Raw genomic sequence first — 16,907 nt, 5'->3', positions numbered from 1 at the left:
ACTCGCGGGCGGGACCAGGACCGGGACACCATGCGGCCATGCCGAAACCCCATGGATTCAGTTACGCGCGGCGCCCCGACGGCACCGTCCTCATCACCCACCGCGAGCGTGCCGCGACGACGCTGCGGGGCGGCCGGGCGGAGAAGTTCCTGGCGGAGGTGGAGTCGGGCGACGGGCAGCTGGTGATGGCCAGGTGGACCGGCGCCTACAAGTTCGGCAACGAGCGCCAGGCCCGTAACCATCCACGAAACCGCTGATCAGACCCCATGCACGGGCCCGCGTACAGCCGTGCGGGGAATTCGTCGCAAGGTAAGGGAACGGCAAAGCCTTCTCGGTCGTTACCCCTGACATGACCGCAATGACCCCTGGCTCGAACATTCCGCTTCCCACCGCCCGCGTGGCCGTGGACGTGGCCGCCCCGGTGCGGCTCGACGTGTCGGGCCTGCTGCTCACCGCCGACGGCAAGGTGCGCTCCGACGACGACTTCATCTTCTACAACCAGCCCGCCGGGCCTGGCGTGACCTACCGCTCCGGCGGCGGCACGGCCCCCGACGCGATCGTGGTGGACACCGGTGCGATCCCGGCCGGGATCGAGCGGGTCGTGGTCACCGCGAGCCCGGACGCGGCGGGCCAGACCTTCCAGGGCATCGAGCCCACCGCCACCGTGCGCGGCGCCGACGACAACAGCGTGATCGCGTCCTTCACACCGCCGCAGCTGGGCTCCGAGACCGCCCTGGTCGTCGTGGAGGTCTACCTCCGCAACGGCGCCTGGAAGGTCCGCGCGGTCGGCCAGGGGTATGCGAACGGCCTGGCGGGCATCGCCACCGACTTCGGCGTCTCGGTCGAGGAGCCCGCCCCGGCACCCGCCGCTCCCGCTCCCGCGGCGGCCCCGCAGCCGCCCGCCGCTCCCGCCGCGCCGCCGTCCGCCCCGACGCCGTCCTACGACCCGCGGGTGGCCGCCCCGCAGGCCTCGCCCGCCGCTCCCCCGGCCGCGCCCGCCCCTGCGCCCGTCTCCACCGGCAAGATCAACCTGGACAAGGGGCGCGTCAGCCTCCAGAAGAACCAGACGGTGTCCCTGGTCAAGGGCGGCAGGCCGCTGCTGTCCCAGGTCAAGATGGGCCTGGGCTGGGAGCCCGCGTTCCGCGGCAAGGACATCGACCTGGACGCCTCGGTCATCGCGTACGGCCCGGACCGCAAGCACATCGACAGCTGCTACTTCGGCAAGCTCTCGATCCTGAACGGCGCGATCAAGCACTCCGGCGACAACCTCACCGGCGAGGGCGCGGGCGACGACGAGGTCATCGTGGTCGACCTCGGCCGGATCCCGGCGGAGGCGACGGGCCTGGTCTTCACGGTGAACTCCTTCACCGGCCAGAAGTTCACCGAGGTCGCCAAGGCCTACTGCCGCCTGATGGACGCGGCGACGGGCGAGGAGCTGGTCCGCTTCGACCTGACCGGCGCCGAGCCGCAGACGGGCGTGATGATGGCGAAGCTGATCAAGCAGTTCAGCGGCGAATGGGAAATGACAGGGATGGGCGACTTCGTCAAGTCCCGCACGGTGCGCGGCATGGTGAAGCCCGCCGCACAGGCACTGTAGGGACGCGGGACACAGTGGGGGACGGAGAGGCTGGACGCGTGACCGATGCCACGTGCGAGAAGGGTTTGAGCACGGATGCCCGCACGTAGCCTGGAAGGCATGTCCACCACCTCTCCGTCCGCCTCCGGGCCCGAAGCCCCCGAGGTCGAAGCCTCCGGTGCCGACCGGACGAACGCGGCGATACGCAACCTCGTGGACGCGCAGACGACGGACGGGGCCTGGCCCTCGGAGGAGTACGAACTGCTTCTCGTCGAGTGGGCGGCCGCGATGCGCGACGACGCTGCAGAGCCCGTCTCATAGCCCTGCGAAGGCTGCGCGAAAGCTGCGAAAGCTGTGCGAAGCCCCGCGAAAGCTGCGAACAGTCCTACGAAAACGCCTCCGCCCCGTATCCCGATCGTGATGATCGAAGTACGGGGCGGAGGCGTTTTTCCCGGAGCCGCGGGGGCTCAGAGCTTGGTCAACTTGGAGTAGGGGCTGAGAATCCGCCCCTGACGCCCGGAGAAGTCGATGAGTACGGCGAGGTCTCCCTCGACCCCCACGACTCTTCCGAGTCCGAATTGATCATGCGAAACCCGGTCTCCCACCTCATAGTTCTCAATGGGCGGGGCGGCCGGGGCCGGGACGTTGAAGGGACTGGACGGCAGGTGTCGCCGGGCTCCGGCTGGCTTTGTCATTACCTTCAGTATGCGCCCACCGGACGGCAGATGCCATGCCCGTCTCCCTGCCGCCTCCCTGGTCCGGCCCCTCGCACCCGTCCCGTCAGCCCCGCCAGGGCCAGTCTGCGGACCGTCCGGACCGCGCGTTCGCAAGGCTATGCTCGTGGCACGGCCTCCTCTGGCGCGTCGCCGTACAATTCCAGCACTTCACGGGCAAACGTGACGAGGTCGCTTACGCGCTTGCCGGAAGGTTGCACACGTGTCCACAGCTCCAGGTTCTCCGGGCGATTGTCGTCCCGGATCCCGTTCTTGTGGTGGACATTCTCGTGCGACAGGAGGGGGCGCCCCAGCATCCGCTCCATCACGACCCGATGCTCCCCGGCAACCCGCCCCGCCCCCAGGTACAGGAAGCGGTAGCCGTCACGAATGTGCCCCGTGCTCGGCGTCCGCCTTGTCATGGACTCGCCTCGTCGGGTTCGTTCGTAGTGATAGCGGCAAAGCCCCTTCGCGCCACCAAGGGTCACGCCCTCACAATCGGGGATCCCACAAGGCGTGTCAGCTGGCCGCCAACCGGAGGTCTTGAGCACGCACGGGTCACCGTGGATGCTCCACCGGCGATAGTGAGTCCCACACCACCCCCGCGCCTTATGGGCTCTACTACATCCCTCGATGGAACATGATCGCGTCGTCATGCCGTGAACGTACTTCCGGATGTGCCGGACCCGCACACGAACGATCGAGCGACAATCACATCGATCTACACCACGAACAGACGTTCCAAATCGCCCTGTTGGACGCCGAACCCATCCGGCTCGCGAGCTCCCAGTGCCTGCGACACCCGGCTGGGTGTCAGCCCGCGAGGGACTCCCAGGTCATGCCCGCCGCGGCCAGCCGCTCGGCGGCGTCCGCCTCGCGGAGGACGGCGCGCCGCTCGGCCGAACGCAGGGACATCAGTTCGCGGTGTGCGGTGAGCGTCCGGTTCGACGCGGGCGGCGTCGCGGCGTCCGGGTGGTGCCGGCGGTCCAGCGCGTACTGGAACAGCTCGCCCTGCCACGGCTTGCCGGGGTCGGGCGTCATCCAGCCTTGGGTTCCAGCCAGACTTCTCGGTACCTCCGACTCTGTTTGACCCGGACCGGCTGAACCTTCGGGTTGTTGAGATGCTGGTAGTTCGGAGTAAGCGCATGACAGTTCGGACAGAGCAATCTCACGTCACCCGGCCGATTCTTGGTCCGGTCACCCTCCACGTGGTCCACATGAAGCGGTACGCGCCCGGACGTCGGGTTCACCCTGTCCCACCCGCATTCTTCACAACGTTGCCCACGGAGCAGAACCAGAGCTTGCCGCACTCGCCAGTCCGGCGTGCCGTCCTCCCGAGTTCCGCTCTCCGCCCCCTGCTGCCAAGCGGCGAACCACTTCGCGAAAGTTCCGGTGCGGTGGTAGCGGTCCTCATTGAAACAGGCCCACGAGCAATACGGTCCACGCGATCTTGGGCCACGGTTTGATGCGCCGCAATACTTGCACGGCGGAACTGCAACGCGTCGAGCGATATCCGCGCACCGCCTGCTGCAGTGTTCAGCTCCCCGACTCCTCACGGGTTCCCCACAGTTGGGGCAGGTGCGCTTGGGCCTTCGAATGGAGTCCGCTCGCTGTTGAGCCGTACCCAGCAGGCTGCACTTGTTGCTGCAAAACCGCTTGCTCCGCTTACCAATAGCGATTCCGCATTGCTCACATGACTTCTGCACACCTGAATCGTAGGTCCAACAAGGCTCTACCGAAGCCCATTTGAATAATCCGTACCATTCACACACCTCACCGATCGTGGGCCACAAGCGGGCCCGTATACCGACGACTCCATAACAGAGCTCACCCGAGCCCGCGATGGACTCAGCCGAATCGGGGAACACTGTTCGACAGTCGAGTGGCACGACACCACCCATCGTCTTGCCAAGTCGCCCCACCCCCGCGCACGCCAAGTATTTTCCGCCGGGCACCGTCCCCGGACATCGTCCGAGCGCAGTCCGGGCACCGTCCGGACGGTGTCCGGGCATCATGTGGTGCGTCACAACGCGCGGCGCACCGCAACCGCGCGCCCCTCGAATGGCGTCGCACACAACGTCCGGCGCCGTCCGGGCGATTCGGGAGGGGAGCCGAGGGAATGGCAGCCGCAGCAGCCGCAGCCGGGCCGGCGCAGTACCACATCGTCGCACCGCTCGGTGAGGGCGGAATGGGCCGGGTGCACCTCGCCCGCAGCCCCGCCGGGCGGCTGGTCGCGCTCAAGACCGTGCACCCGCACCTGGCCGCGGATCCGCGGTTCCGGGAGCGGTTCCGCCGGGAGGTGGCGGCGGCCAGGGCCGTGGACGACGTGTTCACGGCGGCCGTCCTCGACTCCGACACGGATGCCGAACTCCCCTGGCTGGCAAGCGAGTTCTGCGCCGGTCCGTCCCTGGTGGACGCGATCAGCACGCTCGGCCCGCTGGACTCGGCGGCCCTCGGCACGCTCGGCGCCGCACTCGCCGAGGCCCTCGCGGCGGTGCATGCCGCGGGTCTCGTGCACCGGGACCTCAAGCCCGCCAATGTCGTCATCACCCGCGACGGGCCGAAGATCCTCGACTTCGGCATCGCGAAGGACGCCACCGACGCGTGCGGCGAGCCGCTGACCGATACCGGTGAACTGGTCGGCACCCTCGGCTTCATCGCACCGGAGCAGCTCACGGGCGGCCGGGGCGGCGAGGACCGGAGCGGCGAGAACCGGAGCAGCAAGGACCGGGGCGACTCCGGCCGGGACGACGAAGTGGGGCCGCCCGCCGACGTGTTCGCGCTGGGGTCGCTGCTCGCGCTGTCGAGCACGGGCCGCAATCCGTACGGTTCGGGGACCGCCCCGCAGGTCCTGCACCGCACCCTGCACGAGCCGCCCGACCTGCTGGGGGTGCCCGACGAGGAGTGGCTCGGCTTCCTGCGGCGCTGCCTCGCCATGGCTCCGGCGGACCGGCCGTCCGTCGCCGAGGTGCTCGACTGGTGCGCCGGGCGGGCGGGCGCCGTGCCGTGGTGGGAGGAGGAGCCGATCACCGGGGCGGTACGGGAGCACGAGGAGGCGATGGCCGAACTCATCGCCGCCGAGCCGGAGTGGGAGGACGAGATCCCGGAGGCGTTCCGGGCACCGCGCGCGCCCGTGGACGTAGCGGATCCGGACAGGGCCGGTACGAACGCAACGGACGCGGCTGACGCACCGGCACCGAAGCCCACCCCCCGCCGCCGTCGGTTTCTGGCCTGGGCGGGGGCGGCGGTGACGGCGGTCTCGGGTTCGACGACGGCGGCCGTGCTGCTGCTCGACGAGAGCCTGAAGACGCCGCCGCGCGCCAAGTCAGATGCCCCGAGGCGGAGTTGGCGCCAGGGCAGTACGGTCTGGTCCCGCGACCTCGGCGCCACCCTGAACTACGGCGGAGAACTGCTGCTGCACGGCGACGCCCTGTACGTCCGCACCGACCGGACGCTGACCCGGCTGAACGCGGCGACGGGCGAGGTCCTGTGGCGGTACGAGGCCGAGGGCGGGAACCTGGGCAGCGTACGGCCGCAGGGGGACACGGTGTTCGTGCTGCGGCTGCCGATGAAGGCGCCCGAGATCGTCGCGCTGGACGCGGCGACCGGGACGCGCCGCTGGTCGACCGGGGACCCGGTCCAGAACCGGTTCCGCCCGAGCAGCATCGACCCTGCGGCCAGCAACACCGAGGGCCCGTCCGCCCGGCTCAGCGTCTCGCCCGCCGTCGTCTGCCTGGTCACGTACGCCACGGCGAGCACCCTGTGGGAGCAGCGCGCGACGAAGGGCAACCGCTGGCGGGCGTACGGGTTCGGGGCGCGGGACGGCAAACCGCTCTGGCACCGGGCGGGGACGGTGACGGGGGTCCCGGCGGTCCACCAGTACGGCGGCAGGCTCGCCGTCGCCACCGCCGAGCGTCCGGTGTCGCTGCGGGAACCGGCCGACGGCCCCCTGGTCGTACTCCGGGAGCGGGACGGCACCCAGGAGCGGGAGATCGAGGGCGGCTCGGTCCATCCGGAGGCGCACCCGGGCTCGTCGGGCATCCGGCACTATCCGGGGCGGTCCGCCGTGGAGGCGGTGGACCTGGCGACGGGGAAGCGGCGGTGGTCCCGGGCGGCGGGCGACGAGGCGACGGTCACTCCGGCCGCGACGGCCGGTCTGGTGCACACCGGCACCAACGGCGATCTGCGCGCCCTGGACGCGGCGACCGGCCACCAGCGCTGGGCGCGGGCGGACGTCCGGCGCATAGACGACGATGACGAGGCCCCGCCGCTGGTGGCGGACGGCCTCGTGTACGCCTCGGGCTCGGACCCCTCGGTGGTCTCCACATCGACGCAGCACTCCGACGGTTGGGGGCTGCACGCGCTGAAGGCGGAGACGGGTGAACTGGTGTGGGCGATGCCGGTGGACCGGATGAGCAAGGTGCGGGCGGCGGCGGGCGGCGGCCGGGTCCATCTGTGCGTGGACCGCACGCTGCTGACGCTGCGCGGGCCGGCGGGGTCGTGAACGGGCCGTCGGACAGACCCGCGAGACCCGGTGGGCCCGGCCGATCCGGTCGATCCGTTCCATCCGGTCGATCCACCGGGCCCGGCGCTTGAACGCCCCGCTCCTCCCCGAGGATCCCGGCCGCCTCGGCTCCGTCCGCCTCCTCGGCCGGCTCGGCGCGGGCGGCATGGGCCAGGTGTACGTCGGACGCACCGCCGGGGGCCGTCTCGTCGCGGTGAAGACGGTGCACGCACACCTGGCGGCCGAACCGCACTACCGGGAGCGCTTCCGGCGCGAGGCCGCGGCCGCCCGTGCCGTCACCGGGGCGTACACGGCGGCTGTCCTGGACGCCGACCCGGACGCGGCGGTGCCGTGGCTGGCGACCGCGTTCCTGCCCGGGGTGACGCTGCACCGCACGGTCGCGGAGTGCGGTCCGCTGCCCGTGGCGGCGGTACGCGCCCTGGGCGCGGCCCTGGCGGAAGCGCTGGCCGCCATCCACGCGGCGGGCATCGTGCACCGCGACCTCAAGCCGTCGAACGTGCTGGTCACCGCGGACGGTCCGCGCGTCATCGACTTCGGCATCGCCCGGCTGACGGACCAGCCGCACTCCTTCGCCGCCTCCGCCCTCCCGGCGCTGACGGCGGCGGACGACATCATCGGCACACCGGGCTTCATCGCGCCGGAACAGATCGAGGAGGGCGCGGAGATCACCGCCGCGGCGGACGTGTTCGCGCTGGGCGCGGTGCTGGCGTTCGCATCGACCGGCGAGAACCCGTTCGGCCGGAGCAATGTGGCGGTCATGCTGTACCGCGCGGTGCACGAGGAGCCGGATCTGGACGAACTCCCCTGGGAGGTACGGGACTTGGCCGCCGGCTGCCTGGCCAAGAAGCCGTCCGCACGTCCGACGGTGCCCGAAGTCCTGGGTGCGTTACGGGAGTCGGGGGCGCCGCTGTGGTGGCGGGAGGGAGCGGTCGGAGACCTGGTCCGGGGGTCGACCCAGGCCCCGCCCCCACCCCCGCCCGTAGCCACGCCCCCGCCCGTACCGCGAGGAGCCCCGGAGCCGACCACCGAACCCGTACCCACACCCACACCCGCACCCGCACCCGCACCCGCCCGAAAGTCCTGGTCCTCCCCTCCCCCGCCCCTGAGCGACTCCGCCGAGCGCGCCGCCCGGCAGCGGCGGCGCACGCCCCCGCCCGTCGACCGGGCAGCCGCCCTGTCCGCGGCCTCCCGCTCCACCCGCCGCCAGGACCTCGCACGGCGCGGCCTGCTGACCGTCGCGGGCGGTGGTGTCCTCGGCCTCCTGATCTGGGCCGGAGCCCGGACACCACCGCAGAGGCCCGAGGAACCACCGGCGCTCGACTGGGAGTTGACGAAGGGTACGACCGCTCCCGGCGACCTCCGCTGGTCCCGTACCACCGGAACCGGCACGGTCGACGCCGTCCTCCCGGCCGCCGGACACGGCGGACTGCTCCTCGCCCACGGATCGGGCGACTTCGGCCGGACCGGCGGCGCCGTGCACGCGCTCGGCACCACGGACGGGTCACGGCGGTGGTCCGTCGGGGCCACCGCGGACGCCCCCCGGTGGTGGGGTGTCGTCGACGACACCCTGATCGCCCCCGCCGCCGGTGTGCCGGGAGTCCGCCTGGCCGACGGGAAGTCCGTGGACGGAGAGGTCAAGGGCCTCGTACCGATCGCTCCCGAGTGGTTCCTGGCCGTGGCCGGGGCCAGTACCGGGTCCGGAGCCAGTACCGGGTCCGGGTCCAGTACCGGGTCCGGGTCCGGGCCGCACCTGGTCTCGTACAGCAGGAGCGACAGCAAGCTCGGCGGCCCTTCCTGGCAGCGCAAGGAGAACACCCCGTGGCTGTTCCCCGCGCTCGCGGGCCGCTCGTTGCTGCTGGTCGCCCCCGATCCGGCGCTGACTCCGGTGACCTGTGTCGACGTGTCCACCGGCGCCACCCGCTGGCGGTACGAGCCGCTGGAGGAACCCGTCGTCGCGACCGGCACGGACGGCCGCCGCTTCCACCTCCTCACCTCGTCCGGCGTACTGCTCGTCCTCGACGTCCGTACGGGAGAGCGGCTCGCGGCCCGCTCGCTGGGGCTGAGGCCCGGTGCGGGGACGAGCGCCCTGTCGCACGCGGCCGGAACCGGACTGGCCCACGCCGCGGGGCAGTTGACCGCCTTCGACCCGGCCGACGGGCGGGTCCTCTGGCGGGCCGGGACCACAGGCCTGGAGGGGAGCTGGCGGCCGCTGCCGGGCGGTACAGGGCACGCGCCGCCGGTCGCCGGGAACGTCACGTTCCACCGGCCGGACCTGACCGGCGTACAAGCGCTCGGCCTCGCCGACGGCAAGCAGCGCTGGCGCCTCGGCGTCGAGGGCGGCGGGGCCGGGCAGCATCCGCCGGTCGTCGCGGGCGGCACGCTGTACGCGGCGGCGGGCAGCGTCTGCACGGCGCTCGGCCTCACCTCCGGGCGTCGCGTCCGCACCTGGCACGCGACCGGCACGATCACCGATCTGGCGGCGGACGCGACGGGCTGGTACGCACGGCTGGACAAGCGGACGGTGCAGGCGGTGAACCGGGCGCCCGGCTCTCCCTGAGGGGCGCCGGTAGGCATCGGCACACCTCATGGGCATGATCGTCCTTGCTCGTACCGCTCACCCACGCACGCGCCCCGCCCGGTCCGCGCCGGATCCACGCATCCCCTGCCCGAAAGGACCCAGAATCGTGACCCCCTTCCCCGCCACCCACCGCCGTGTCCTCGTGAGCGGCGCCTCCCGGGGGCTCGGCCGCGCCCTCGCGCAGGCCTTCGCCGCCAACGGCGACCGGGTCGCCGTGCACTTCGGCGCGCGGCGCTCGGAGGCCGAGGAGACGTACCGCTCCCTCGCCGGTACGGGGCATGTGCTCGCCGGTGGCGACCTGTCCACGCCCGAAGGGGCGCGGGCCGTCGCGGACGCCGCGGCCGAAGGGCTCGGCGGACTGGACGTCCTCGTGAACAACGCGGCTGCGAACGTCGCCCATCCGCTCGCCACCACCTCGTACGACGACTGGGCGGCCGCCTGGCAGAAGCACGTCTCCGTCAACCTCCTCGGCACGGCCAATCTCAGTCATCTCGCGGCCCGTCGGATGATCGCGCAGGGCGGCGGCGGCCGGATCGTCAACGTCGGTTCGCGCGGTGCGTTCCGGGGCGAGCCCGACCACCCCGCGTACGGCGCGACGAAGGCGGCCGTGCACGCGCTGGGCCAGTCGCTCGCCGTGCACCTGGCCCCGCACGGCATCGCGGTGGCGTCCGTGGCACCGGGGTTCATCGAGACGCGGGGGTCCCCCCTGCTCGAACGAAGTTGAGAGCTTGGGGGAGCGTCGCGCACCGGCTGGCCGGGGCGGAGGGCGAGGCGATCCGGGCGCAGAGCCCGTTCGGCCGGGTGGCGTCGGCGGACGAGATCGCGGCAGCCGTGCTGTGGCTGGCCTCGCCCGCCGCAGTGGGGTCTCCCCTGCTCGAACGAAGTTGAGAGCTTGGGGAAGGGCTTCGGGGACCGTTCTGGACCTCAACGGGGCTTCGTACCTGCGTACTTGATCCCCTGCCCGCCCAGAAGAAGGTCAACTCGGTCAGATCGCCTGGATTCCCAAGATTTCGTGCAGAATGCCTTGACCCCCGGTGGTGACGGCAATAGAACTTGCCCTACCGGCCGCGGTTCGGGGGAGCCCCGCCGGAACTGCCGCACAGCGAACGCGAGGGGGCGAGCCATGTGGATGCCAGACAGGCTCGCGACCTCCATGAGAGCCGGCTGCTCCAGCTGGCCAATGTGACCGGAGTAGGCACCGGCAGGGACGAGTACTCGGGCGAGGACGTCATCGTCGTCTTCGTGACCCGCACCGTGCCCCGCGACCTGCTCCGCTCCGAAGACGTGGTGCCCGGGGAACTCGAAGGCGTGCGTGTTCGCGTACTGGCGATCGGCGACGTCGAGTCCCAGGACGGCGGCCTCTGACAGAGGCCGCCGGGCCCCCGACCCCCGGCACCCGCGTACCTCCGTGCACCCCAACACGTACCGGGGAAGAGGTGGTCTGGCGTGAGCCAGCCCGAGATGATGCGAGGACCCACCGGCGGGCAGGTCAGTGACAGCTCCCGCCAGCAGGCGATGTCCGACTTCCTGCGCCCGCAGGCACCGCTCACGAACGTGGTCGGCTTCGGCCACGGCGTGAAGTGGGTCGGCGGAGAGCCGACCGGCGAACCCGCGCTGCTCGTCTTCGTGAACCAGAAGGTTCCCGAGTCGATGCTGCCCGAGCGGGACGTCGTTCCGCGGCTGATGGACGACGGCACCCCCACCGACGTGGTCGCGGTCGGCCACGTGTCGGCGCAGCGGCAGATGCGCGGGCAGCGGCGCGGTGCGTTCGGCCAGGAGCAGGACCAGTACCGCTCCGACGGCAGCGTGAGCGAGCAGTCGGGGTCGCTGTCGCAGCCTGCGCTGGAAGAGCTGAGCGGGCTCGGCGCGTTCGAGCCGCAGCTGCTCAAGCGGCGGATGCGCCCCTGTCCTTCCGGCTTCTCGGTCGGCAACGTACGGGTGACGGCCGGCACGCTCGGCAGCGTGGTGTACGACTTCCTGCCCGGCGCGACCACCGACCCGCCCGCGGCGGGCATCGGCACACCGGCGAAGTTCTACATCCTGAGCAACAACCACGTGCTCGCGGACTCGAACGCGGCCCCTGCGGGCAGCGCCATCCTCCAGCCGGGCAAGTTCGACGGCGGCCAGGACCCTGCGGACAAGATCGCCACGCTGGACCGGTTCATCACCATCCAGTTCGCCCCGCAGATCCCGCTGGAGCGGCACAACAACATCGTCGACGCGGCGCTCGGCACGGTCGACTTCCAGGACGCGACGCGCGAGCAGTACTTCAGCGGCGCACCGCGGGCCTGGCGCCGGCGGACCAACATCGCGGTCGGCGACCGGGTCAAGAAGACCGGCCGGACCACCAACATCAGCTTCGGCCGGGTCATCGCCGTCGACGCGACCATCGACGTGAACTACGGCACGGCGGGGACCGCCCGCTTCAAGGACCAGATCCTCACGACGAACATCTCGGCGGGCGGCGACTCCGGTTCGCTGGTCACCTCGCTGGACAACGTCGCCGTCGGTCTGCTCTTCGCCGGCTCCCAGGTCGTCACCGTGGCCAACCACATCGAGCACGTCCGCGCACTGCTGCGCGTCGAGATCGCCGAACAGCTGGCCTGACGGTCCTGCCCCGGCAGAAGGAAGGTCCACCATGACCACCCAGTCACGCAAGTCGTCGTCCCAGGAGAAGCAGCGCCGCGAACACCGCTACCTCAACCCGCAGGGCGCGGAGGTCAAGACCCGCGACGAGGCGTTCGCCACGCTGCAGGACGTGTCCGCGGAAGCCGTCGCGGTGACCGCGAAGCTCCAGCTCAACAACGGGGCGACCACGTTCGAGATGGAGATCCGGTTCAACCCGAACACGTCGCCCTTCGTGGTGACCGGCGGGCGCATCACGGCCGGGATCTGCGGGGCCCCGTGGGACATCACGGGCGGCTCGATCGGCAACCAGCTGCGGCTGGACGCGAAGCGGGCGGGCCAGGGGTCGTGCGCGAACACGATCACGATCGTCGGCCAGTACCAGAACCCGCCGTCCTACCGGGGTACGTACGGGTTCGACGGATCGTCGTCGTCGTTCAACCACACGACGCTGTACAACGGATGACCGCGTCGCACCGCTGAACACGCGTACGGGCCCGGGGCGACGCCCCGGGCCCGTACGCACGTCCGCGCGGCCGGACGCCCCCGCTCAGCCGTCCAGTTGCGCCCACCACCAGTCCTGTGCGGGCACCTCCGGGACCCGCACGCGGTCGCCGGCGGCGGCCGGGCGGTCGGTGACGGTGATGTCGTACGCCGCGCCGTCGACCGGCAGCGGGTGCCGGTTGCGGGGACTGGCGTAGCGGGGGGCCGCGCTCATCCAGCGGATGCAGCCGGACACGTAGTGGCCCAACGCGTCCAGGTGGCGCGGGAGTTCGGGGTCCTCCGCACGGGCGGCGAGCCGCTCGCACTGTGTCACGAAGTACGTCATCGCCCGGTCCCGCAGCGCGACCGCGACGGGCAGCGCGTCCACCGCCGAGCAGCCCTCCTGGTGGGCGAGGACGTTGACCAGGTTCTGGGCCGGCGGGTCCAAGTGGTCGTCCATGGCGTACGAGAAGAGGTCGTTGTCGCTGCTCACGATGAACCCGGCGGCCTCGGTCAGCGCCTGTACCGCGGGCGAGAAGTGGAGGTCGGGCGGCAGCCGTGTCCCGTTGGCCACCTCGCTGAAGGCGAGGGAGAAGCGGGTGCCGTTCACCGAGACCCGTACGGCCACGAAGTCGTTGAGCGTCGGCATCCGGCCGCGCTCGGTGTTCACGGTCTGCCAGGCCACCCCGGACAGCCAGTCGCGGGTCCCGGCGCACAGCCGCCACAGCTGTGCGGGGGTGAACCGGGCCCGGGTGCGGGCCACCAGGTCGTCCAGCGCGGCGGAGAGCACCCCGGGCGGCAGCATCGCGGAGCCGGGCGCCTCCAGGGCGCGGAGCACCCGCTGGCCGTGGTCGACGACGACCGCGGTGCGTCCGGCGGCGGTGCCGGAGTCCTGCCAGTCGTCCACGGCCCAGGCCCAGTAGTTCCACTCCATGAAGAGCAGGAGCGTTTCCTCGTCGCCGTACGGCATGATCCGGCCGACGAAGTCGGGGTTGTGGATGGCCCGTGCCCAGGCCCGCTCGGTGGCGTCCGGGTAGAGCCCCCACCGGTCGGCCCAGGCCAGCGCGCGTACGCCCAGGTCCGCGGCGGCGGGGTGCACCCCGGCGTCCTCGACCGGGCAGTAGAAGTCCGGCAGCCGGTCCCCCAGCGCGGAGCTCGGGGCGCGGAAGCCGCTCGCCGTCCCGGTCATCCGCGCTTCCCCTCGCCCAGCCGGAAGATCAGCAGCCGGGTCTCCAGGGCGTGGTCGCGCCACACCCGGAAGAACTTGCCGTGCGTGAGCGCGGACTCGACCAGCCGCCTGCGGCCGATCGGCGAGCCGTGCCCCTGGTCCAGCGCGTCCAGCTCCGCGGTCGTCCAGGCCATCGACTGCACCCAGAACTCCGCGACCCGGTCGGTGATGTCCTCGTCGGCCTCCAGCTCGAAGCCCGCCGCGCGGGCCGCCGCGATGTACTCGGTCAGACCGCCGAGCCGGGTCTTGTAGTAGCCGTCGATGAAGCCCGCCCACTCGGGCCTGCACAGGAAGTGCTCCTGGAGGCCGAACCAGCCACCGGGCCGTAACGCCCGGGCCACCACGGAGAACATCCGCTCCCGGTCCATGTATCCGGAGCTCTCGATGGCGACCGCCGCGTCGTAGATCCCTTCCTCCGCCAAGGCGTGCACATCGCCCTGGACCGCGGTCACCTGATTCTGTGCGCCTGCTTGACGCACGAAGTCGTTTATCACCGGTATGTGTTCACCGGTCACCGTCAGCGCGGTGACCCGCGCACCGTGCTCCTGCGCCCAGTACAGCGAGCCGCCGCCCAGACCGCACCCGATGTCGAGCATGGTCAGGGGCGGCGCCCCCACGACGCCCCACAACTTCGCCGCGTGCGCCAGGACGGTCTCCTGCGAGTCGCGGATGCGCTGCTTGAGCACGCGCTGGGCCACCGTCGTCTGGGGGTGCTCCCCGCTGCCGAACATGCCCACGTGGAAGTGCGTACGGGGGCCAGGACCGTATTTGTACAGAATGTCGGCCGTCTTGCGCGAGTAGTAGAGCGGCACCTGTTTCGCGTCGAAGCCGGAGGGAGCCGCGAGTTCCGTGGTGGTGGTCGTCATAGGTGTCCCTCTCAAGGTCAGTGGACAACACAGGTACGCGGGTCGCGCGGGTCCGCGCGTACGAGGAGAAGAGCAGGGCGCCGAGGAGCACGGGCAGGGCGATTCCCGCCGGGCCCCGGACCGACCGGAGAGCCGGACGGCCTGACTGGGCAAGGAGACCGTCATCTGACCTGCGGTGGGCTGTGAGCCGGAGCCATCGTCGTCATCGGAGACTGCCTCTCGGCCGGCGCACAGCCCTAAGAAGTACGCCACACCCTGCGGCACTCATCCGATACCCATCCCTCGGGGGCGCGAACCGGCCAACGCGCGCCCCCTGTGCGCGGGTTGCTCCGACCTGCCGAAAGCCCGGAGCGAGCCACATGCCACCGGCATTTTCCCTGCTCCCCGGCCGGACGACACCGGGCCCCACCCCCGCGAGGGTGGAGCCCGGTGTCCAAAAAAGGCGGTTGCCCACCACTGCACACACGCCAAGGCGGGCGGCTGCCCAACACTGCACGCGCACCACAAGGCAGCCACTCACCACCGCACGCGCACCATGAAACGGCCGCTCACCGCTGCACGCGCACCATGAAACGGCCACTCACCACCGCACGCGCCACAAGGCGGCTGCCCACCTCCGCACGCGCACCGCACAACGGCTACTCACCGCCGCACGCACGCCACAAGGCGGCTGTTCACCGCCGCACGCGTGCCACAAGGCAGCTGCCCACCTCCGCATCCGCACGGCGGCCACCCGGTGACGTGCGTGTGCCTGCTTCGCTCGTGGCGCGCGCCGACCCCTCGCGCGAGCGCCCCCGCTCAGCTTCCCGAGCGCGACCGGGCCTTGAAGGCTGCCTTCTTGGCCTCCTTCGCCACCTTCTTCTCCGGGTGCAGCCGCCCCATGGCCTCCAACACCCCTGCCGTGGCGGGGTGTTCGACGCGCCAGGCCGAGTCGAAGAACCCGGTGTGCCGGCCGACGAGGCCCACCACCAGTTCTTCCAGCTCCGGCGTCTCCCCCGCCGCGTCCAGCTGCGCGGCGATGGTGTCGACGGCCAGCCAGAACACCATCGCCTCCGGAGGCGCGGGCACCTCGGCCGTGCCCCGCTCGGCGAGCCACACCCGCGCGAGACCGCCCAGTTCCGGATCCTCCAGGACCGCCCGCACCGACGGCTCCGCCGTGTCGCCGACCAGCGAGAGCCCCTGCTGGCAGCGCAGCCGGCGCAGCGGTGCGCCCGGGTCCGCGCCCCGGGCGGCAGCGAGCAACTCCCTTGCCGCGTCCGCCGGTTCGCGGCGGGCGAGCCACTGCTCGGTCTCCGCGCGGCCCGCCAGCTCGGGGAAGTACGCGATGCCGTCGAGCAGTACGTCCGCCCCCTTGTCCGCGAGGTCGCCGACCGCCGGGGCGTCGACACCGGCCTCCAGCATCCGGGCCCGTACGCCGTACAGCCCGAGCGGGGTCAGCCGCACCATCCCGTACCGGGAGACGTCCTCCTCGTCGAGTTCCGCCGCGGCCGAACCCGCCGGCTCCTCCACCATCAGCGCCTCGTCCACCGGCGTGTACTCCACCAGACCGACCGGCTCCAGCACCCTGAACTGGTCGTCGAGCCGCATCATCGCGTCCGACACCTGCTCCAGCACGTCGTCGGTCGGCTCGCCCATGTCGTCGGGGACGATCATCGAGGCGGCCAGCGCGGGCAGCGGCACCGTGCCGTCACCGGGGCCGCCGTCGGCGACGCTCAGCAGGTAGAGGTTGCCGAGCACGCCCTCCAGGAAGTCCGCCTCCTGCTGCGGGTCCCAGTCCAGCGCCCCGAAGTCGATCTCGCCGTCCTCGCCGAGGAGCGCGCCGAGGTCGTCGAGCACCGGAGCGGTCGCGTCCGCGAAGGCCGTCTCGAACGCCTCCAGCCACAGCCCGAGCACGTCCTGCGGGCTGCCGCCCGCCAGGACGGCGAGTGCCTCGCCGGGCGCGGCCGTGCCGTGGGCGTCCTCCGCCTCGCCGCTCTCAGGGTCGGAAGGCGTCTCGGGGTCCGTCACGTCGACCAGCCCGATGTCGACCGCGGTGCGCCATGCCTCGCTCGCGTACGCCGCCGCGTCCTCCGCGTCCGCCGGATCCCCGGCCCCGTCCGCCGGGCCGAGGCCCAACTCGGCTGCGGCGAGGGGCAGTTGCTCCTCGACGAGCTCGCCGCCCGCGCCGACCCGGGTGGTCGGCGAGGCCCAGCGGGCGAGCTTGACGGCCCGGGCGAACAACGGCGCGGCCAGCGCGTCCCGCGCCAGCTCCGCGTCCGAGTGCAGCCGCACCGGCGGCAGGGTGGGACGGTCTTCGGACATCTGGGGGTTCTC

Annotated in this window: 13 protein-coding genes and 2 pseudogenes; 9 read left to right on the top strand and 6 right to left on the bottom strand. The window is 71.8% G+C overall.

All coding sequences use genetic code 11. From position 1 onward, the window contains the following. Nucleotides 1-38: 38 nt before the first annotated feature. The 3 genes from ACH4SP_RS18570 to ACH4SP_RS18560 all read left to right on the top strand — a co-directional run bounded on the left by ACH4SP_RS18570 (nt 39) and on the right by ACH4SP_RS18560 (nt 1,897). Nucleotides 39-257 (top strand): hypothetical protein, encoded by a 219-nt coding sequence (locus ACH4SP_RS18570; RefSeq protein ID WP_398416081.1) that lies wholly within the window; start codon nt 39-41, stop codon nt 255-257. 101 nt (nt 258-358) lie between these two features. Further along, entirely contained in the window at nt 359-1,597 is a 1,239-nt protein-coding gene (locus ACH4SP_RS18565; protein ID WP_398416079.1) for a TerD family protein, read from the top strand. Between the two features lie 99 nt (nt 1,598-1,696). Then, on the top strand, nt 1,697-1,897 hold the full coding sequence (locus ACH4SP_RS18560; RefSeq protein ID WP_398416077.1) for a hypothetical protein: 201 nt from the start codon (nt 1,697-1,699) through the stop codon (nt 1,895-1,897). A 146-nt stretch (nt 1,898-2,043) separates the two neighbouring features. Here the strand turns inward: ACH4SP_RS18560 and ACH4SP_RS18555 are convergent, their stop codons facing one another. The 3 genes and pseudogenes from ACH4SP_RS18555 to ACH4SP_RS18545 all read right to left on the bottom strand — a co-directional run. After that, a complete protein-coding gene (locus ACH4SP_RS18555) occupies nt 2,044-2,271 on the bottom strand; it encodes a hypothetical protein (protein WP_185025425.1) in 228 nt (75 codons plus the stop codon). Nucleotides 2,272-2,408: 137 nt separating this feature from the next. Then, nucleotides 2,409-2,777 (bottom strand): HNH endonuclease, encoded by a 369-nt coding sequence (locus tag ACH4SP_RS18550; RefSeq protein WP_398416075.1) that lies wholly within the window; start codon nt 2,775-2,777, stop codon nt 2,409-2,411. Nucleotides 2,778-3,105: 328 nt separating this feature from the next. Beyond that, a pseudogene (locus ACH4SP_RS18545) lies at nt 3,106-3,324 on the bottom strand (TROVE domain-containing protein); the annotation flags it as partial. Between the two features lie 1,084 nt (nt 3,325-4,408). Here ACH4SP_RS18545 and ACH4SP_RS18540 point away from each other — a divergent pair. The 6 genes and pseudogenes from ACH4SP_RS18540 to ACH4SP_RS18515 all read left to right on the top strand — a co-directional run bounded on the left by ACH4SP_RS18540 (nt 4,409) and on the right by ACH4SP_RS18515 (nt 12,483). Continuing rightward, entirely contained in the window at nt 4,409-6,793 is a 2,385-nt protein-coding gene (locus tag ACH4SP_RS18540) for a serine/threonine-protein kinase (RefSeq protein WP_398416074.1), read from the top strand. A gap of 88 nt (nt 6,794-6,881) precedes the next feature. Beyond that, entirely contained in the window at nt 6,882-9,371 is a 2,490-nt protein-coding gene (locus ACH4SP_RS18535) for a protein kinase (protein WP_398416072.1), read from the top strand. A 124-nt stretch (nt 9,372-9,495) separates the two neighbouring features. Then, nucleotides 9,496-10,345 (top strand): annotated as a pseudogene (locus ACH4SP_RS18530) (SDR family NAD(P)-dependent oxidoreductase). A gap of 172 nt (nt 10,346-10,517) precedes the next feature. Further along, nucleotides 10,518-10,757, top strand: a complete 240-nt coding sequence (locus ACH4SP_RS18525; protein WP_398416070.1) for a hypothetical protein — start codon at nt 10,518-10,520, stop codon at nt 10,755-10,757. Nucleotides 10,758-10,838: 81 nt separating this feature from the next. Continuing rightward, complete coding sequence (locus tag ACH4SP_RS18520) at nt 10,839-11,999, top strand: hypothetical protein (protein ID WP_398416069.1); 1,161 nt, start codon at nt 10,839-10,841, stop codon at nt 11,997-11,999. Between the two features lie 31 nt (nt 12,000-12,030). Further along, a complete protein-coding gene (locus ACH4SP_RS18515) occupies nt 12,031-12,483 on the top strand; it encodes a hypothetical protein (RefSeq protein WP_398416067.1) in 453 nt (150 codons plus the stop codon). Nucleotides 12,484-12,567: 84 nt separating this feature from the next. On the opposite strand, the gene ACH4SP_RS18510 is transcribed toward ACH4SP_RS18515, so the two are convergent. From ACH4SP_RS18510 to ACH4SP_RS18500, 3 genes are all read right to left on the bottom strand, one after another. Continuing rightward, the gene (locus ACH4SP_RS18510; protein WP_398416065.1) at nt 12,568-13,689 is read right to left on the bottom strand and encodes a terpene synthase family protein; all 1,122 of its coding nucleotides are present in this window, start codon (nt 13,687-13,689) and stop codon (nt 12,568-12,570) included. Continuing rightward, the gene (locus tag ACH4SP_RS18505; RefSeq protein WP_398416062.1) at nt 13,686-14,594 is read right to left on the bottom strand and encodes an SAM-dependent methyltransferase; all 909 of its coding nucleotides are present in this window, start codon (nt 14,592-14,594) and stop codon (nt 13,686-13,688) included. The genes ACH4SP_RS18510 and ACH4SP_RS18505 overlap by 4 nt, the downstream gene beginning before the upstream one ends. Before the next feature lie 798 nt (nt 14,595-15,392). After that, nucleotides 15,393-16,895 (bottom strand): hypothetical protein, encoded by a 1,503-nt coding sequence (locus tag ACH4SP_RS18500; RefSeq protein ID WP_398416060.1) that lies wholly within the window; start codon nt 16,893-16,895, stop codon nt 15,393-15,395. Between the last annotated feature and the right edge of the window lie 12 nt (nt 16,896-16,907).

This window comes from Streptomyces sp. NPDC021093, from assembly GCF_044333135.1.
Lineage (GTDB): Bacteria > Actinomycetota > Actinomycetes > Streptomycetales > Streptomycetaceae > Streptomyces.
This window is presented reverse-complemented; position numbering and strand designations above follow the sequence as displayed.